The organism is Aquitalea denitrificans (assembly GCF_009856625.1).
Classification (GTDB): domain Bacteria; phylum Pseudomonadota; class Gammaproteobacteria; order Burkholderiales; family Chromobacteriaceae; genus Aquitalea; species Aquitalea denitrificans.
Genome location: NZ_CP047241.1, coordinates 1,000,959 through 1,016,486, shown reverse-complemented (window position 1 = coordinate 1,016,486; position 15,528 = coordinate 1,000,959). Strand labels below are relative to the sequence as shown.

Below are 15,528 nucleotides of genomic sequence, written 5' to 3'. Positions count from 1 at the left end.
CCAACCCTTTACCGGGTTGGCACTTTTTTGGGTGCACCACCTGCCACTGGCTACGGCCAGCACCTGCAAAACCCAGACTGGTAAATAAAGGCAAAGACCAAGCACGAATACTTGCCTGCACGCGATGTCATCTGCATCGTGTTGTGCTTTCCACACCCTAGCCGTAGCCGCATGATTACCTCCACGACTCCGCTGCCGGTGTCCTACCCGCCGTTGACACCGACACCACAGCCAGCCAGCAACACACCACCCGGCCCTTCCCCCCAGCCCGCCATGCCCACGCAGCCTGCACCAGGACAGCCAGGCAGTGGCATCAACACCTATGCCTGATCAGCGCGCGGTATTGCCACCGTCCACCGCCAGCGTGGTGCCGGTGACAAAACTGGCATCGTCGGACAACAAAAAACGCACCGCCCGGGCTATTTCATCCGGCCGCGCATAGCGCCCCAGCGGCACGCCACCGGCGACGGTGAGCGAGGGGGTATCCGGCCCGGCGGCAGCACGTTCGGCGGCCCAACGTTCCACTTCGGTATCGCCAGGACACACGGCGTTGATGCGGATGCGATCGCGGGCATGGTCCAGCGCCATCGCCCGCGTCATTTGCACCACCGCGCCCTTGCTGGCGCAGTAGGCCACGGCTGCCTCGCCCGCCACCAGCCCCCAGTCCGATGCATTGTTGACAATGGCTCCGCCACCCTGCGCCCGCATGGCGGGAATCACCGCCTTGCACATGCGCCACACCGCGGTCACGTTCAGGGCCAGCACCGTGGCCCAGTCCTGTTCGCTGGTCGACTCCGCAGTCCCGCCCAGCACCACGCCGGCATTATTGAACAGGCCGTCAATGCGGCCGTGGCGGGCCAGCATGGCGGCCACGGTCTGCGTGGTGGCAGTAGCATCCAGCTGATCCAGCGGCCAGTACTCGGCCTGCCCACCCGCAGCTTGCAGAGCCTGCTGCAAGGCCATGCCCTCCGCCTGCCGTCGCCCGGTAAACAACACCTGCACCCCATCCTGTGCCAGTAGCTGCACCGTTGCCTTGCCAATGCCGGAGGTACCACCGGTTACCAGTATCACGCGCTGCGCTTTGTCCATCCTGCTGCTCCTGCTTGCTGATCTGTCCTGTTCACAGCCATCGTCTTGTCGCCGGTTTGGCGCTAGACTGCCGGCTGCACTGTTAGCCTGCATTTACCCATGAAATCGAAATCCTCTTCCGGCGGCCTGGTTTATTCCTCCGAGCATGGCCGCATGTGCCCGGACTGCCGTCAGCCGCTTGATGCCTGCATCTGCCAGCAAGCCACCATGCCCAGCGGCGATGGCATTGTGCGTGTCAGCCGTGAAAACAAGGGCCGTGGCGGCAAGACCGTCACCGTGGTGAAAGGTGTGTTGCGCGACAATGCAGGCTTGACCGTACTGGGCAAGCAGCTGAAAGCCGCCTGTGGCACGGGCGGCACCGTCAAGGATGGCACTATTGAAATCCAGGGCGACCATGTCGCAACCGTCATCAGCAGCTTGCAAAAGCTCGGTTTCACGGTAAAGCGCGCGGGCGGCTGAGTACAATCAGCCAGGCACGGTCCCATGCATTTCCCAGCCCCCATTCCCAAGCGGGCAGCGTGATACATTGCTGGCAGCATTGAAAAAATACAACAATAATTTTCCAAAAATGAAAATTTGAATTAATTTTTTCACGACAAGATAGCCCGCTCCCGTATGCTGGCTGGCATGACACATGCACCGATACCACCGCAATCTGACAGCAGCCAGCCCGACCCTGCCTGGCTGGGTGAGCAAATCCGCCAGCTACGCAAGCTACGCAAACTGTCCCTGCAGCAATTAAGCGAAGCCACTGGCCGCTCGATTGGCTTTCTCTCCCAGCTGGAGCGCGGCAAAAGCCAGCCCAGCGTATCCGACCTCAACAAACTGGCTACCGCCTTGGCCGTGCCCTATGGCGTGTTCTTCAGCCAGGCCCCGGCCCATGAGCGTGGCCTGGTGGTGCGCCAGGCACACCGCCCGGTGTTGCACTACGCCGAAGGCGTCAGCGACGCCCTGCTCTCGCCCGGCTTTGCCGGTGGTTTGCAACTGATGCTCACCCACTTTGCCCCAGGAGCAAGCTCTGGCCCGCAAACCCTCTGCCACGGGGGCGATCAGGGCGGCATGGTGCTATGCGGTCAACTGGAGCTGTGGGTGGACGAACAATGCCATCTGCTGGCCGCTGGCGACAGTTTCAGCTTCAACAGCAGTCGGCCACACCGTTATTGCAACCCCGGCAATGAGGAAGCCCAGGTGGTATGGGCATATACCGTCAGCGCCTGAAGCGCCGCCGTCAATGAATTAAAGGAGAATCCATGTTTGAATCCGCCCGCCACTATCCACCCAGCTGGTATGCCGCCACCAGCACGGCCCAGCAAATCGAGCGCCCGGCGCTGACCCAGGATATGGATGTGGATGTGCTGGTGGTGGGCGCTGGCTTTACCGGTCTGTATACCGCACACAATCTGGCCGATGCCGGTGTCAACGTAGCCGTGATCGAAGCCAGCCGCGTAGGCTGGGCGGCAAGCGGACGCAATGGCGGACAGATCATTCTGGGATTCTCCTGCGACATGCCCCCCATCGAAGCGGCACTGGGGTTGGAAGCTGCCCAGGAAATCTGGCAACTACTGCGCAGTGCGGCAGCCGATATCCGCCACAAGATTGCCCAGCATCACATCGACTGCGAGCTGGCAGAGGGCCATCTGTGGACATCCGTGCTGTGGCAGCGCATCAGGTTGTTGTCTGAGTGGCAGGAGCATGCCGCCCGCCATTACGACTATCAGGCGCTGGAGTTCGTCCCGCGCAAGGACCTGCCGCAGCAGGTTGGCTCGGAACGCTATGTGGCGGGCCTGATCGACCGCGAAGGCGGCCATTTTCACCCCCTGAAATACATTCTGGGTCTGGCCCGTGCCGCTGAAGAAAAGGGGGTCGCCATCTTCGAACAGACACGCGCCCTGTCCTATGCCAGCACGGCGAATGGCTGCGTGGTCCAGACGGCACAGGGCAAGATCCGCTGCCGCAAGCTGGTGCTGGCCACCAATGCCTATGTCGACCAGCTGGATCCGGCGCTGGAGCGCAAGATCATGCCGGTAGGCACCTATATGATTGCCACCGAAGCGCTGCCGGAAGACGTGGCCCGTCAGCTGCTGCCCAGCAATATGGCGGTGTCGGACAACCAGTTCATTCTGGATTACTTCCGCCTAAGTGCCGACCGCAGCCTGCTGTTCGGCGGCAAGTGCACCTATTCCGGCCGCACGCCCGCCAATCTCACCGCCAGCATGCGCGCCGACCTGCTGCGCGTGTTTCCGCAGCTGGCCCCCTATCGCATCACCCACACCTGGGGCGGCCATATCGACATCACCGTCCCGCGCACACCGGATTTCGGCTGCCGTGGCGACGTGTACTGGGCGCAAGGTTTTTCCGGCCACGGCGTGGTGCCTACCTGTGCCGCAGGCCGGGTACTGGCCAATGCCATTCTGGGCGACAGCCACCTGCTGCAGCAGTTCATGCGCCTGTCCAACCCCGACTTCCCCGGCGGCAAGCTGCTGCGCGTACCCTTGCAGGCTGCCGGCATGTTCTATTACCGCCTGCGCGACTACGCCATCCCCGGCCTGAGCTACTAAGAAGCTGTTCATAGTCCGCTGGGCTTTGGTGATACTGCGTTAACAGCGCCGGTGGAATACTCATTGACTCACTGTATCCGCTTCCTTAGTCGCTTTTGCCTTGTCTCACTCTAGCTCACAAGACTTTGAACAAGCTCTTGGCCGCTCCAAGCCAGGCATGAGCACAGCCCTGCCCTGAAACAGGACAGGGCTGTCACACCCAGGCCAACCCGCGTCCCCGCAAGCTAGCCAAGTCTATTGGCGAGGCTAACTACAAAGCAGCCCTGCGGTTATCAAACATCCCTGCCTGCCACGCCCCCGCCTCACCAGCCACACCCGTTCCTCCTGATGGCAAGCCGTATTAATCCGAGCCAAGCCAACAATTCCCCAGTCATCGTCCCGGTTTTTGCCTCAATCCATTCAGCATTTTCAGATAAAGACAAATGGCTATTGCTTGGAAAAATTTTATGCAATAGGGCTTTGTAAATAAAAAATTATTCCTTATCAATGACTTACAAATAGCTTGGCATACCACGGTTTAAGCGGAATGTCCTGAACCTTGCTGTACATCACTGGAGAAATACCCCATGGCTGAGAGTTTTCAGAAAGAAGTCCCCCCCGCCCGCGTCAATATCACACTGGACCTGCACACCGGCGGTGCCCAGAAAAAAATGGAACTTCCGCTGAAGCTGCTGGTACTTGGCGACTTCAGCCAGCGCGACGATGGCACCGCGCTAACCGACAAAACCAAACACTCCATCAACAAAAACAACTTTGATGCGGTCTTGGCAGATTACCAGCCTGCCTTGCAGCTCAGTGTGGACAACACCCTGGCCGCCGATGGTTCCGAGCTGCCAGTCAAGCTGAGTTTCACCGCGATGAAGGATTTTCACCCCGAGCAGGTAGTACGGCAGATCCCCGAGCTGCGTGCCCTGCTGGCCATGCGCAATCTGCTGCGCGACCTCAAATCCAATCTGCTAGACAACGCCGCTTTCCGTCGTGAACTGGAAACAATCCTCAAGGACGAAAAGCTGTCGCGCAGCCTGCGCGCAGAGTTGGAACACATCGCCCCGCTGGACACCCCGCAAGTCTGACTACCAAGGAAAACATCATGGAAATTAGCCCTCAGGAAAACAGCAGCACCGTACTGGAACATGACACGGTACAGGACAGCGGCGTGTATACCGCATTGTGCACGCGCATCAAGCTCAGTCCGGTCAGCCATGCCCCGGCTTTTGAAGTGTTCCAGAACCAGGATGCCCTATCCGAATCTTCCATCGACGAACGGATTGCCGTCGCAGTCAATGTATTCCTGAAGATGGTGCAGGAATCAGCCATGAAAGTGGAGCGGCTGGACAAAAGCCTGCTGGACTATCATATCGACCGCATCGATGCCCAGATCAGCCGCCAACTGGATGCCGTGCTGCATCACCCGGATTTCCAGCGCACCGAGTCGGCCTGGCGCGGACTGAAATTCCTGGTAGACCGTACCGATTTTCGCAAGAACGTCAAAATTGAAATCCTGGACGTTTCCAAAGACGCCTTGCGCCAGGATTTTGAAGACAGCCCGGAAGTCATCCAGAGCGGCCTGTATCGCCACACCTATATTCAGGAATACGATACCCCGGGCGGCGAACCCATCGGTGCCATCATTGCCGATTACGAATTCGATCGTGGTCCGCAGGACATCGCACTGCTGCGCAATGTATCCAAAGTATCGGCTGCGGCACACATGCCTTTCATTGCTTCGGTAGGTGCCGCCTTCTTCGGCAAGGACAGCATGGAGGAAGTGGCAGCCATCCAGGACGTGGCCAATTACTTTGACCGTGCCGAATACATCAAGTGGAAAAGCTTCCGCGATACCGACGATGCCCGCTATGTCGGCCTTACCCTGCCACGCTTTCTGGCCCGCTTGCCTTACGGCCAGGACACTGTTCCGGTGCGCAGCTTCAATTACAGCGAAAAGGTAAAAGGCCCCGACCACCAGCGCTATCTGTGGGCCAATGCAGCTTTTGCCTTTGCTGCCAATATGGTGCGCAGCTTTATCCACAATGGCTGGTGCGTGCAGATTCGCGGCCCGCAAGCCGGTGGCCTGGTGGAAGATCTGCCCATCCACCTGTACGACCTGGGTACCGGCAACCAGATCAAAATCCCCACCGAAGTGCTGATTCCGGAAACGCGCGAGTTCGAATTCGCCAATCTCGGTTTTTCGCCACTGTCCTTTTACAAGAACCGTGACTACGCCTGCTTCTTCTCCGCCAACTCGGCACAAAAGCCGGTGCTGTATGAGACACGGGAAGCCACTGCCAATAGCCGTATCAATGCCCGCCTGCCCTACATCTTCCTGCTGTCGCGCATCGCCCACTACCTGAAGCTCATCCAGCGCGAAAACATCGGCACCACCAAGGACAGACGCGTACTGGAGCTGGAGCTCAACAGCTGGGTCAAGAACCTGGTCACCGAAATGACGGATCCGGGCGATGAACTGCAAGCCTCCCACCCGCTACGGGAGGCCAGAGTCGTCGTGGAGGACATCGAGGACAACCCGGGCTTCTTCAAGATCAAGCTGTTCATCGTGCCGCACTTCCAGGTCGAAGGCATGGATATCAGTCTGTCGCTGGTATCGCAAATGCCCAAGGCCAAGAGCTGAGGCTGAGCGGTTTGCCCATCAGCCCCCGGATGGGCAAACCGCTGGCACAGCACCTCAGGCATTCACGCATAGACCACTACAGGAACTCCACGGCCCATGAAACCGGACTGGCTCAATCGATTGATCGGACAGGAAAACACCAGCCTGGCAGAACAGCCCTTTGCTGAACTGCTACAAGCCTGCGGGCCTGAGCATCCTTGCGGAGAGGATGTCGGCAGCAATGAGCTGTTTTTGCAGGTCAAGGAAAACCTGGCCTTGCTCTCCGGCCTCGATAGCGTCGCCCTGGAGCAGGACTGCCTTGCCTTGCTGCAGCAAGGCAAGGATTTACGCCCGGCGGTGTATCTGGTGTATGCCTGGGTCCGCCAGCAAGGCTGGCAGGGCTTGCTGCAGGGGCTGCAATTCCTGGCAGCACTCATCCGGCAGTATGACAACAAGCTCTATCCCCGCCGCAGCGAAACCCGTCACGCCACTCTTGCCTGGCTCAGTAGCAGCAAGGTACTGGACTGGCTGGATGCCCAAGGTAGTCCCCCTTTGTCGCTCAAGCCAGCACTGCGTCAGCAACTGCAGGCAGTGCTGGAGGCATGGGCAGGGCATGACGCCCGACTGGAAACAGCCTGGTCTGCCTTGCAGACCCGACTCCAGCAGGAGGACATGCAGGACAGTGTCACCCGAGACGCGGTCATGCCAGATGGCAACCTCCATCACGACCCGCATCAGGATCAATCGATTCGCTCCAGCCAGATGCTGATGGATAGCTTGCGAGCCATGTGCAGCTATCTGCAACAACAACCACATGGTGCCTTTGCGGCCTTTCGTCTGGCCCGGGTGGTGCGCTGGGATAGCGTACGCCAGCCCCCACCGCACAACGGTCAGCTGCTGACAAGGCTGGCCGGACCACGCCCGGAATTACGGCAACAACTCAAGCGCCTGCTGCTGCAAAAACAATGGCACGGCTTGCTGGAAAAAACCGATGCGGCCTTTCTGGAATCAGCCAATCACTTCTGGCTGGACTTGCAGTATATGGCCTGGCAAGCACTCGGCCAGCTGGGACAGGACTATCAGCAGTGGCGTGATATTGCATTGAGCGATATTGCCCTGATGCGGCACCGCCTGCCGGATATCGAGCAGCTGCGCTTTGCCGATGGCAGCTCTTTTGCCGACGACACCACATTGGAATGGCTGGCCAGCCATGCAGTAGTGCATGACATCAGCGCCGGAGAGGCCATTACGCCGACCTATGCCAGCGCAGGCGGTGACCCATCCTTGCAAGACATCAGCCATGAAGCCCAGTTGCTGGCAGAACAGCAAGGACTGGAAGCCGCACTGGCCTGGCTGCAAAGCCTGCCGCAAGCACGCGGCATGCGTGGTCAGACCGAACGCCTGCTCCTCACCGCCCGCCTGGCCGAAACCAATGGCAGGGCAGACATTGCGCTGGGGATTGCAAGCGGACTGGAAAGCCAGGTGTGCAGCCCTGTCATCTGCCAGTGGGACCCGGAGCTGGCCTTTGAAGTCAAGCTCACCTACCAGCAATTACTGCGCAGCCGCAGCAGGAAAGAAAGCGACAAACAACAGCTGAATCTGCAATTACAGCGTTTACAGCAGGAACTCAGCCTGCTCAACCCCTTGCGTAGCGCGCTGTTACCGAGCTACTGAAGCAGAGCCACTGCCAATGGATGACCAAACTCTGCATTACTTCGAAGCTGAAATGCGCTATCTGCGCGACGCGGGCAAGGAATTCGCCCGCGCCCATCCCGATCGCGCAGCGCAGCTGAACCTTGACCGGGTAGGCGATCTGGACCCCATGGTCGAGCGCCTGCTGGAAGGCTTTGCCTTTCTGATGGGCAAATTGCAGCAAAAACTGGATGACGATCTGCCGGAACTGACCGAAAACCTGGTCAGCCTGCTGTGGCCACATTATTTGCGCATGATACCGTCACTGACCGTCATGTCGTTTCAGCCCGCCAAAGGGGTGCTGCAGCAGGCAGAACATCTGGCCACAGGCACCGCTCTGCAAAGCGATCCGGTCGGTGCGGCAGGCATCCGCTGCCACTATCGCACCACTCGGCCACTGCAACTGCGCCCCCTGCAACTGCAGCTGGCACAGCTGGAAGAGCAGGGCGATGGCCGCCAGTTGATCCGTTTGGGACTCCAGCTGGAAGAGCAGGCCAATCGCGAAAGTCTGGACCTGTCCCGACTGCCCTTGTTTCTCAATGCCGATGCGCCGGTTGCCTTTGCCCTGCTGCACGCGCTGACCCGGCCCGGCGTCCACCTGACACTCAAGCCCAGCGGGCAAGAAACAGTAATTGCGGCTGACCTGAGCCTGCGGCAAACCGGCTTCGACCCGGATGACACGCTGTGGCCCAGACCAGCCACCGCACATGGCGGTTATCCCTTGCTGATGGAATACTTTGCCTTCCGGGAAAAATTCCTCTTTGTCGAACTGCAAGGCATCCACACCAGCCAATTACCAGCAGATGGCCGGTTCGACATCGAAATCTGTCTCACCAGCAGTTTTCCGCCCGGACTTCCCTTCGACCAGCGCGCCTTTCAACTGAATTGCGTTCCGGCCATCAATCTGTTCGAAGTGGAAACCGAGCCGATTCATGTCGATCACCTCTCCACGGAATATCGCGTTATCCCCCGGCTACATGATGCCGCCCATGTCGAAGTTTTCTCCGTGGATAGCGTGCAGGCATTTGACCACCATACCGGTCAACGCCATGCCTATCTGCCATTCAGCAGTTTTCGCCACCGGGGTGGCATGCTGCGCCACGAGGCACCCGAACGCTATTACCACAGCGGCCAACGCCAAAGCGCCAGCGGACGTTACGACACCTGGCTGATGCTGGGCGGGCATGCCTGGCAACAGCAAAACAGCCTGTTCAGCGAAACCCTGTCGCTGCAAGCCACCGGCACCAATGGCATGCTGCCGCGCAAGGCATTGCGCCAGGCGCAGTTGCTTACCCTGCTGCAAGACAATGCCTCGGTGGTGGCAATCTGCAACCTGGTTCCACCCAGCCTGCCCTGCCACCCGCCACGGGAAGACCGTTTCCAGTGGCGGGTACTGTCGCATATGGCCAGCAATTATCTGTCCTTGCTGAATACGGAAACTTTGCGCGGCACCCTGGCCCTGTATGACTGGACCCAGGACGAACTCAACCGCCGTCGCCTGCAGGCTATTGTCGATGTCTCGCATCAGCTGGTCCGCAAAGTGGAGCGCGGCTGCGTCATGAGCGGCGTCGAAATCAGTATCACACTGGACCAGGCCGGCTTTACCGGTGAGGGTGATCTCTACCTGTTTGCCACCCTGCTGGACCACTTTCTCGCCGGCTATGCCGACCTCAACCTGTTTACCCGCTTGCGCGTTCTGCTCCAGCCAACAGGACAGATTTTCTACGGGGAGGACCGTCCATGCAGCCGCCCTCCCCTCTGATGCAGAGCATGCTGGAACAGGCATGCCGCTTCAATTTTTATCGCTTCTGCGAACTGGTGGAACTGGCCCACCCCGATGCCAAGCGGTTTGCCAGCCAGGACAGCATTGCAGCCGACCCCATCCGCTTTCGTTCGCGCCCGGGATTCGGTTTTCCCACGGCGGAGCTGGCGTATCAGCCGGCTGACATTGCCGATACAGCGCTACCGGTTCCCGCGGTACAAACCCGCTTTCTCGGGCTCACCGGCGTGGATGGCATCCTGCCCTTGCACATCGGCAATGACCTGGTCACCCGCAGGGAGGGACACGAGGTCCTGGCAGACTTTCTTGATCTGTTCCATCACCGCATCGTCACCCGCTATTACGCCATCTGGCGCAAATATCACTATCCCGTCGGCTTCCTGCCCGGCGGGCAGGACCGGATATCCAAAGCCTTGCTCGGCCTGACAGGCCGTGCCATACCCGGCGCTGAGCTTGAACTCAGCCCGGCACGCTGGCTGGCACTACTCGGGCCAATGAGCCAACGCAGCCGTACCGCCGATGGCCTGCGCGCAGCAGTGCTGCATGTGCTGCCGGAGATCAGGCCCGAGATCAGCTGTTTTCACCCGCGCATGGTACTGCTACCCGCCAGTCGGCTAGGCCAAAGCAGCCGGATGGCAGCAGGCAGCCTGGTGCTGGGTCGACGTCTACTTGATGTACAGCGCACCGTAAAACTGACCTTGCATCTGCAGGACAGCAGTGAGCTCAGCCTGCTGCAGCAAGGTCAGCCAACCCATGCCGAGCTGTGCACCATCCTGCGTGGCTATCTGGGCCTGCGCTGGGACCTGGCCTTGTTTGCCAGCCTGTCCCGCCACTTATGGCCTCCTTCACGGCTATCTCGCCATAGCGCCAGACTCGGTCGCGATGCCCACCTGAAGCCGGCTTCGTTTGCCGTCCAGCCAACAGACCCACTGATTCCGCTAGGCAGGCTACATGCCTAGCCCGATTCCGCTCAAACAGGAGAACGCCCCCATGCGCCACGCCCTGCGCATCATGCTGTTGCTGCTTGTCCTCGGCCTTGCCGGCTGCGGTGCCTGGCAATACGTCAAGGACGGTAGCAAAGCCTTGACCACTGCGGTGTTTTATCCGCGCATCAAGACCGTGAAACTGGATGTGACCGCCAGAACCGCATTGAACCCGGATGAACAGGGGCGCTCATTGTCGGTAGTGGTGCGGGTCTACCAGTTGAGGGATGGCAAGGCATTCCGCGCCGCCAGCTATGAACAGATACTCAGCGACGACAAAAAGATACTGGGTGATGAACTGCTGGCACGCCACGACTTTGTCCTGGCCCCGGACAGCAGCTACAGCCTCAACACCCATCTGGACGAAAACGCCGGTCAGATAGCAATCGTCGCACTGTTCCGCCAGAACGGACCACAAACCATCTGGCGCATCAGCTTGCCCACCAGCGTTCTGGACAATGACATCCCGGCCAAATTGGAAGTGAAGGATAGCCAGATCCTCATCAGCCAGCTGCCTCATCCGCTTCCCCAGGCCGCAGCGGCTGAACCGCAAACACCAGCCAGCCCGCCCCCTCAGCCCGCGAGCGCAGCCGCGGCCAGCAAAGCAAAGGGGAAATGATCATGCGTAACCGGCAAACCGGTCCCTCCCTCTACGAAAAACTGTTGGGCAACTTTCAGGATGGCAGCACGGTATACGACTGGGACGATGCCACCCAGCTACTGCTCAGTGTGATGGACAACATCCGGGTGATTCTCAACAGCCGACAGGGTGCGCTCAAGCATTTACCTGACTACGGCCTGCCTGATCTGTCACTGATCTACCGCCACCTGCCTGCCAGCGCCCATCAATTGCGTCAGAGCATCGCCAGCACGCTACTGAAATACGAACCCCGGCTGGACAGCATCGATATCAGGCTGCTGGAGGCCCGGCACAGCGATGTGCTGGGTTATGAACTGGTCTGTCATCTGAAGCAGGCAGGGCTAGTACGTTTTGGCAGCTACTTCAGCCCGGACCAGGCGGTCCGACTGCGGCTGCTGACGGCCGTAGAGCAGCCATCGGCTGATCCACCGCTATATGTGAGGTCACCGGCTTACCCCACACAACCTTGATTACCGAACCGTTTAGTCATTGCCGATCACCGTAGCGGCTCTGCATTCATGGCCATCATTTTTGAAGGATATTCAGCTTGCGCATTCACAAACCACTCTGGCACGAAGGCATCCTGCTCTTGCCACAGCTGTTTCAACAACAAGAAGCCATGCAAGCCGCCCAGCGCCAACAGCTGGCCGAACTGGCCAGCCCCTTTCCCTGGGGGCTGTCAGCCATCCTGCTGGATGAACGCGCGCTGGATCAGGGACAGGTCAGGCTAGATAGCCTGGCGGGCATTTTTCCCGATGGCAGCGCCTTCGACCAGCGACTCAGCGGCCACATGCCATCGCCACGTCATCTGGATGAACTCCCAGCCACACTGGACAGCGTAACCGTATGGCTGGCGCTGCCTGCACTCAACCCCATGGGAAACAATCTGCATCTGGGCAGCGTCGGGCCCGCTGACATACCACGGCGGTATCGGCAGAGCTTTGCCCGCGTGGCCGACCACATGGGTGAACAGGAAGACGAGCTGGCCGTCGAGCAGCTCAACCTGCTGTTGAAGTTTGATGGCGAATCACTGGATGGCATGAGCAAGTTGCCCCTTGCCCGACTACAGCGCAATGCACAAAACCGCTTTGTCAGCGACCCGGACTTCATCCCCCCCCTGCTGTGCTGCCATGCCCTGCCTGCACTGCAAAACCGCCTGCAACAGCTCAGCGAACTATTGCAGGCCAGGCAGGACAGCCTGCAGCAGCAACGCCGCGAACGCACCCAGCAGGCTGCCGACTACCTGCTATCCGACATCAGCCTGCTATGGCTGATGAATACCCTGGGGCAGTGCTGGCCGGAACTGCGCATGCTGTCGCAACTACCAGGCATTCACCCTTATAGCGCCTATCTGTGCCTGTCCCGGCTGGCCGGCATGCTCTGTACCTTTGCCCTGGAACGCCAGTTAAACGATATCCCCGTCTATACCCACCAGCAGCTGGGCACGGTATTCGGTCAGCTCGACAGCCTGATTCGTGATCTGCTGGATACCGTCATCCCCACCCCGGTGGTGCTGCTCCCCTTGCAACGTGACGGCGCCAATTTGTGGATCGCCCATCTGGAAGACCCCCGTTTGCGCGAAGGTGCCGATTTTTACCTCTCGGTACACGCCGCCATGCCACTGCACCTGCTGCAAGAGCAACTGCCCAAAGTTTCCAAGGCCGGAGCGCCGGAGGATGTCGCCCGCATCATGTCCTCAGCACTGAACGGCATTCCACTGCGCCCCATGCAACGCCTGCCCACCGCCCTGCCCAGCAGGGTGGACAGCCTGTATTTCGCCCTGGATGCCCAGCACCCGGCCTTTGCCGCCATGCTGGCCGCCCAGTCCTGTGCCTTTTACTTCCCTTCTTCGCTGCCAGAACTGCAACTGGCGCTGTATGCGGTGCCCAGACCATGAAACCAGCCGACATCCTCCACAGCGTACGCGGCCACATGCGCGATGTGGCCCTCATCGTCACCCGGCTAAGCGGACAAGCCGACGTGATTGCGCCGGACCATTGGCAAGACCACTGCATGGCAGTACTGGATCAGCTGGACCAGCATCTGACCCAAAGTGGAGCACCAGCCAGCGATAGGACGCAGATGATCTACGCCGCCAGCTGCCTGCTGGACGAAACAGCACTGAGAACCCTGCCCGAAACCCAGCGCCTGCAATGGCAAGCCACCCCCTTGCAGGTACACCGTTTTGGCACCCTGCAAGGAGGCGAACAAGTATATGAACAAATCAGCCAGGCACTCGCCACGCCAGCCCCCTCCCTGTGGCTGCTAGCCTGCTGGCAACTGGTGCTGGCACTCGGATTCCAGGGCAAATACCAGCATCAGGACCCAGCCCAACGCACCCAACTGATGCACAAGCTGGATCAGACCATCGGGGCAATCGACACCCCCATGCAAGCCGCTCAGCGCAGACGTCGCAGCCTGCACTGGCGCAGCTTCTCCCCCTGGCTGTGGGCCCTGCTGTCCTGCTCCTTGGCCCTCATTGTCTACTTCCTGCTGCAAAGCTGGCTGCACCACGCAGTCAGCCAGCTGGGCAGCTAAGGAATCAACATGCCGCGCATACTCTGGCACTGGCTGTTTCCACCCATGGTGCTGACACTCGGGCTCCTGCTGATCTGGCGTTCATTAGCACTGACTACACTCAGCGCTGCACTGCTCAGCCTGCCCTGGCTGCTACTCATGCTGGTGTTGTGGCAACACGGATTACGGCGGGCCAACACCAGTACAGACCGCACCATTGATGTCATTTTGCTGGGAGGACCAGCCGCCTCCGACCTCATGCAAGGCCATGCCAGCCGCGAGGGTCTGCACCAGCGCTGGTTATGGCTGGCCGATGCTGAACAGCTGGCCAGCTGGCACGCCGAGCACTACCGCGTCTGCGGCCTGCTGCTGGTCGTCAATGCCGACCAGCCCCTTTCAGCTGCAACAGACCCTGCACTATCAGCCTGGCAACGTGCCTGGCAACATGCCCAGCAGCAACTTGGCCATCCCTTGCCTGCAGCCTTGCTGGTCATCGCGGCATACCCTGCCCAAGCAGGCAGCTTGCAGCCATCAAATCCCGCCATCCCTCCGGCTACAGACTATCCGGCAGCACAACAGGCCATCACCCGACAAGGGCGGGCTATGGAGGCCGAAAGCTGGCACAGCAATATAGAAAACCGCCAGCAGGCATTGCAAAACAGCATCGCACTGCAATGGCTGCAGCAGCATACAGCAGAACAGTTCCTGCCCATCCTGCTTCCACAACAGTCGGCGCGTGGCAGTCCGGCCCTGCATGCCATCGGCTGGATGTGCGCCGGTGATCTGACAGGGGATAGCCCTTGGCAGCAGGCCGCCAACCAGGCCAGTCACCTGCGGCTGCACTCGCTGCGGCCTGCCAATCCGCCGCAGGCCTTGCCCCTGCCCGAAGCACTGGTCGCCAGCTTCCCCGCCCGGCTAAGCTGTCCGCCTTCACTGCAACGGCTGGCCTGGCTATTCACCACGGTGGCGCTGTTTTTTACCGCCTTCGCCACCAGCTCCGCCTGGAACAATCACCTGCTGATTCAACAAAGCGAAGCCAGGCTGCGCGCCTTCCAGATGCTCAAGCCGACACAGGAACCGCTACGCGGTCATGCAGCGCAAACACTGCAAGCCTGGCAAGAGCACCTGAATAGTATTGCCACCAACGGCATACCGCTGCGGCTGGATATCGGGCTGTACCAGGGCCATGCCCTGGCCAGCATCAGCAACGAGGCCCTGCGGCGCTACCAGCCCCCTGCTCCCAAACGCGAGGTCGTCCGCCTCGATAGCACGGCCCTGTTCGACAGTGGCAAGGCCGTACTCAAGCCACAAGCCAAACTGGCCTTGCAATCGGTCCTGATCTGGCTACAGGCCAATCCGGGCAAACGGGTATTGATAGACGGCCATACCGACAACACCGGCAATGCCGCCAGCAATCTGCAGCTTTCGCAAGCACGTGCCGAAGCCGTGCGCAGCTGGCTGGTGACCGCCACCACCTTCCCCATTACCCATTTTGCCGTGCAGGGGCTGGGAGACACCCAGCCCCTGGACAGCAATGACGATGCGACCGGTCGCAGCAAAAACCGGCGCGTGGAAATCACCCTGATCGAACCGCCAGGCAATACGCGCTGATATCAGGGTGTCAACGAAACCGCCCCTGCACAGTGCAGGCGGACGGACAG

At 60.0% G+C, this 15,528-nt stretch carries 15 protein-coding genes; 14 read left to right on the top strand and 1 reads right to left on the bottom strand.

Features of this window, described 5'->3' with window-relative positions; translation table 11 throughout:
• Positions 1 to 171: 171 nt before the first annotated feature.
• Positions 172 to 330, top strand: a complete 159-nt coding sequence (locus tag GSR16_RS04690; protein ID WP_159875378.1) for a hypothetical protein — start codon at positions 172 to 174, stop codon at positions 328 to 330.
• Here the strand turns inward: GSR16_RS04690 and GSR16_RS04685 are convergent, their stop codons facing one another.
• Positions 331 to 1,089 carry an SDR family NAD(P)-dependent oxidoreductase gene (locus GSR16_RS04685; protein WP_159875377.1) on the bottom strand — a complete coding sequence of 253 codons (759 nt, stop codon included), beginning with the start codon at positions 1,087 to 1,089 and terminating at the stop codon, positions 331 to 333.
• A 99-nt stretch (positions 1,090 to 1,188) separates the two neighbouring features.
• Here GSR16_RS04685 and GSR16_RS04680 point away from each other — a divergent pair, with 99 nt between their 5' ends.
• The 13 genes from GSR16_RS04680 (at position 1,189) to GSR16_RS04620 (ending at position 15,478) form a co-directional block, all read left to right on the top strand.
• Positions 1,189 to 1,548 carry a translation initiation factor Sui1 gene (locus tag GSR16_RS04680; RefSeq protein ID WP_159875376.1) on the top strand — a complete coding sequence of 120 codons (360 nt, stop codon included), beginning with the start codon at positions 1,189 to 1,191 and terminating at the stop codon, positions 1,546 to 1,548.
• A 168-nt stretch (positions 1,549 to 1,716) separates the two neighbouring features.
• Positions 1,717 to 2,307: a helix-turn-helix domain-containing protein gene (locus GSR16_RS04675; protein WP_205677495.1), complete on the top strand. Its 591-nt coding sequence runs from the start codon at positions 1,717 to 1,719 to the stop codon at positions 2,305 to 2,307.
• 32 nt (positions 2,308 to 2,339) lie between these two features.
• A complete protein-coding gene (locus GSR16_RS04670; protein WP_159875374.1) occupies positions 2,340 to 3,647 on the top strand; it encodes an NAD(P)/FAD-dependent oxidoreductase in 1,308 nt (435 codons plus the stop codon).
• Positions 3,648 to 4,213: 566 nt separating this feature from the next.
• Positions 4,214 to 4,720 carry a type VI secretion system contractile sheath small subunit gene (gene tssB, locus GSR16_RS04665; RefSeq protein ID WP_159875373.1) on the top strand — a complete coding sequence of 169 codons (507 nt, stop codon included), beginning with the start codon at positions 4,214 to 4,216 and terminating at the stop codon, positions 4,718 to 4,720.
• 17 nt (positions 4,721 to 4,737) lie between these two features.
• Entirely contained in the window at positions 4,738 to 6,276 is a 1,539-nt protein-coding gene (tssC, locus tag GSR16_RS04660) for a type VI secretion system contractile sheath large subunit (RefSeq protein WP_159875372.1), read from the top strand.
• A gap of 96 nt (positions 6,277 to 6,372) precedes the next feature.
• A complete protein-coding gene (gene tssA, locus GSR16_RS04655) occupies positions 6,373 to 7,929 on the top strand; it encodes a type VI secretion system protein TssA (protein WP_159875371.1) in 1,557 nt (518 codons plus the stop codon).
• A gap of 16 nt (positions 7,930 to 7,945) precedes the next feature.
• Positions 7,946 to 9,709, top strand: a complete 1,764-nt coding sequence (tssF, locus tag GSR16_RS04650) for a type VI secretion system baseplate subunit TssF (RefSeq protein ID WP_205677494.1) — start codon at positions 7,946 to 7,948, stop codon at positions 9,707 to 9,709.
• Positions 9,688 to 10,686, top strand: coding sequence for a type VI secretion system baseplate subunit TssG (gene tssG / locus GSR16_RS04645; RefSeq protein WP_159875370.1), 999 nt, complete (start codon positions 9,688 to 9,690; stop codon positions 10,684 to 10,686). The genes tssF and tssG overlap by 22 nt, the downstream gene beginning before the upstream one ends.
• Positions 10,679 to 11,329: a type VI secretion system lipoprotein TssJ gene (tssJ, locus tag GSR16_RS04640; RefSeq protein ID WP_159875369.1), complete on the top strand. Its 651-nt coding sequence runs from the start codon at positions 10,679 to 10,681 to the stop codon at positions 11,327 to 11,329. The genes tssG and tssJ overlap by 8 nt, the downstream gene beginning before the upstream one ends.
• Positions 11,330 to 11,331: 2 nt before the next feature.
• Complete coding sequence (gene tssE, locus GSR16_RS04635) at positions 11,332 to 11,820, top strand: type VI secretion system baseplate subunit TssE (RefSeq protein WP_159875368.1); 489 nt, start codon at positions 11,332 to 11,334, stop codon at positions 11,818 to 11,820.
• 77 nt (positions 11,821 to 11,897) lie between these two features.
• Positions 11,898 to 13,247: a type VI secretion system baseplate subunit TssK gene (gene tssK / locus GSR16_RS04630; RefSeq protein ID WP_159875367.1), complete on the top strand. Its 1,350-nt coding sequence runs from the start codon at positions 11,898 to 11,900 to the stop codon at positions 13,245 to 13,247.
• Positions 13,244 to 13,888, top strand: a complete 645-nt coding sequence (locus tag GSR16_RS04625) for a DotU family type IV/VI secretion system protein (protein WP_159875366.1) — start codon at positions 13,244 to 13,246, stop codon at positions 13,886 to 13,888. The genes tssK and GSR16_RS04625 overlap by 4 nt, the downstream gene beginning before the upstream one ends.
• 9 nt (positions 13,889 to 13,897) lie before the next feature.
• Positions 13,898 to 15,478 carry an OmpA family protein gene (locus tag GSR16_RS04620; protein ID WP_159875365.1) on the top strand — a complete coding sequence of 527 codons (1,581 nt, stop codon included), beginning with the start codon at positions 13,898 to 13,900 and terminating at the stop codon, positions 15,476 to 15,478.
• Positions 15,479 to 15,528 lie beyond the last annotated feature (50 nt).

Coding starts and splice junctions, on each gene's coding strand:
- GSR16_RS04690 (WP_159875378.1), top strand. CDS start 172: ATGATTACCTCCACGACTCCGCTGCCGGTGTCCTACCCGCCGTTGACA.
- GSR16_RS04685 (WP_159875377.1), bottom strand. CDS start 1,089: ATGGACAAAGCGCAGCGCGTGATACTGGTAACCGGTGGTACCTCCGGC.
- GSR16_RS04680 (WP_159875376.1), top strand. CDS start 1,189: ATGAAATCGAAATCCTCTTCCGGCGGCCTGGTTTATTCCTCCGAGCAT.
- GSR16_RS04675 (WP_205677495.1), top strand. CDS start 1,717: ATGACACATGCACCGATACCACCGCAATCTGACAGCAGCCAGCCCGAC.
- GSR16_RS04670 (WP_159875374.1), top strand. CDS start 2,340: ATGTTTGAATCCGCCCGCCACTATCCACCCAGCTGGTATGCCGCCACC.
- tssB (WP_159875373.1), top strand. CDS start 4,214: ATGGCTGAGAGTTTTCAGAAAGAAGTCCCCCCCGCCCGCGTCAATATC.
- tssC (WP_159875372.1), top strand. CDS start 4,738: ATGGAAATTAGCCCTCAGGAAAACAGCAGCACCGTACTGGAACATGAC.
- tssA (WP_159875371.1), top strand. CDS start 6,373: ATGAAACCGGACTGGCTCAATCGATTGATCGGACAGGAAAACACCAGC.
- tssF (WP_205677494.1), top strand. CDS start 7,946: ATGGATGACCAAACTCTGCATTACTTCGAAGCTGAAATGCGCTATCTG.
- tssG (WP_159875370.1), top strand. CDS start 9,688: ATGCAGCCGCCCTCCCCTCTGATGCAGAGCATGCTGGAACAGGCATGC.
- tssJ (WP_159875369.1), top strand. CDS start 10,679: ATGCCTAGCCCGATTCCGCTCAAACAGGAGAACGCCCCCATGCGCCAC.
- tssE (WP_159875368.1), top strand. CDS start 11,332: ATGCGTAACCGGCAAACCGGTCCCTCCCTCTACGAAAAACTGTTGGGC.
- GSR16_RS04625 (WP_159875366.1), top strand. CDS start 13,244: ATGAAACCAGCCGACATCCTCCACAGCGTACGCGGCCACATGCGCGAT.
- GSR16_RS04620 (WP_159875365.1), top strand. CDS start 13,898: ATGCCGCGCATACTCTGGCACTGGCTGTTTCCACCCATGGTGCTGACA.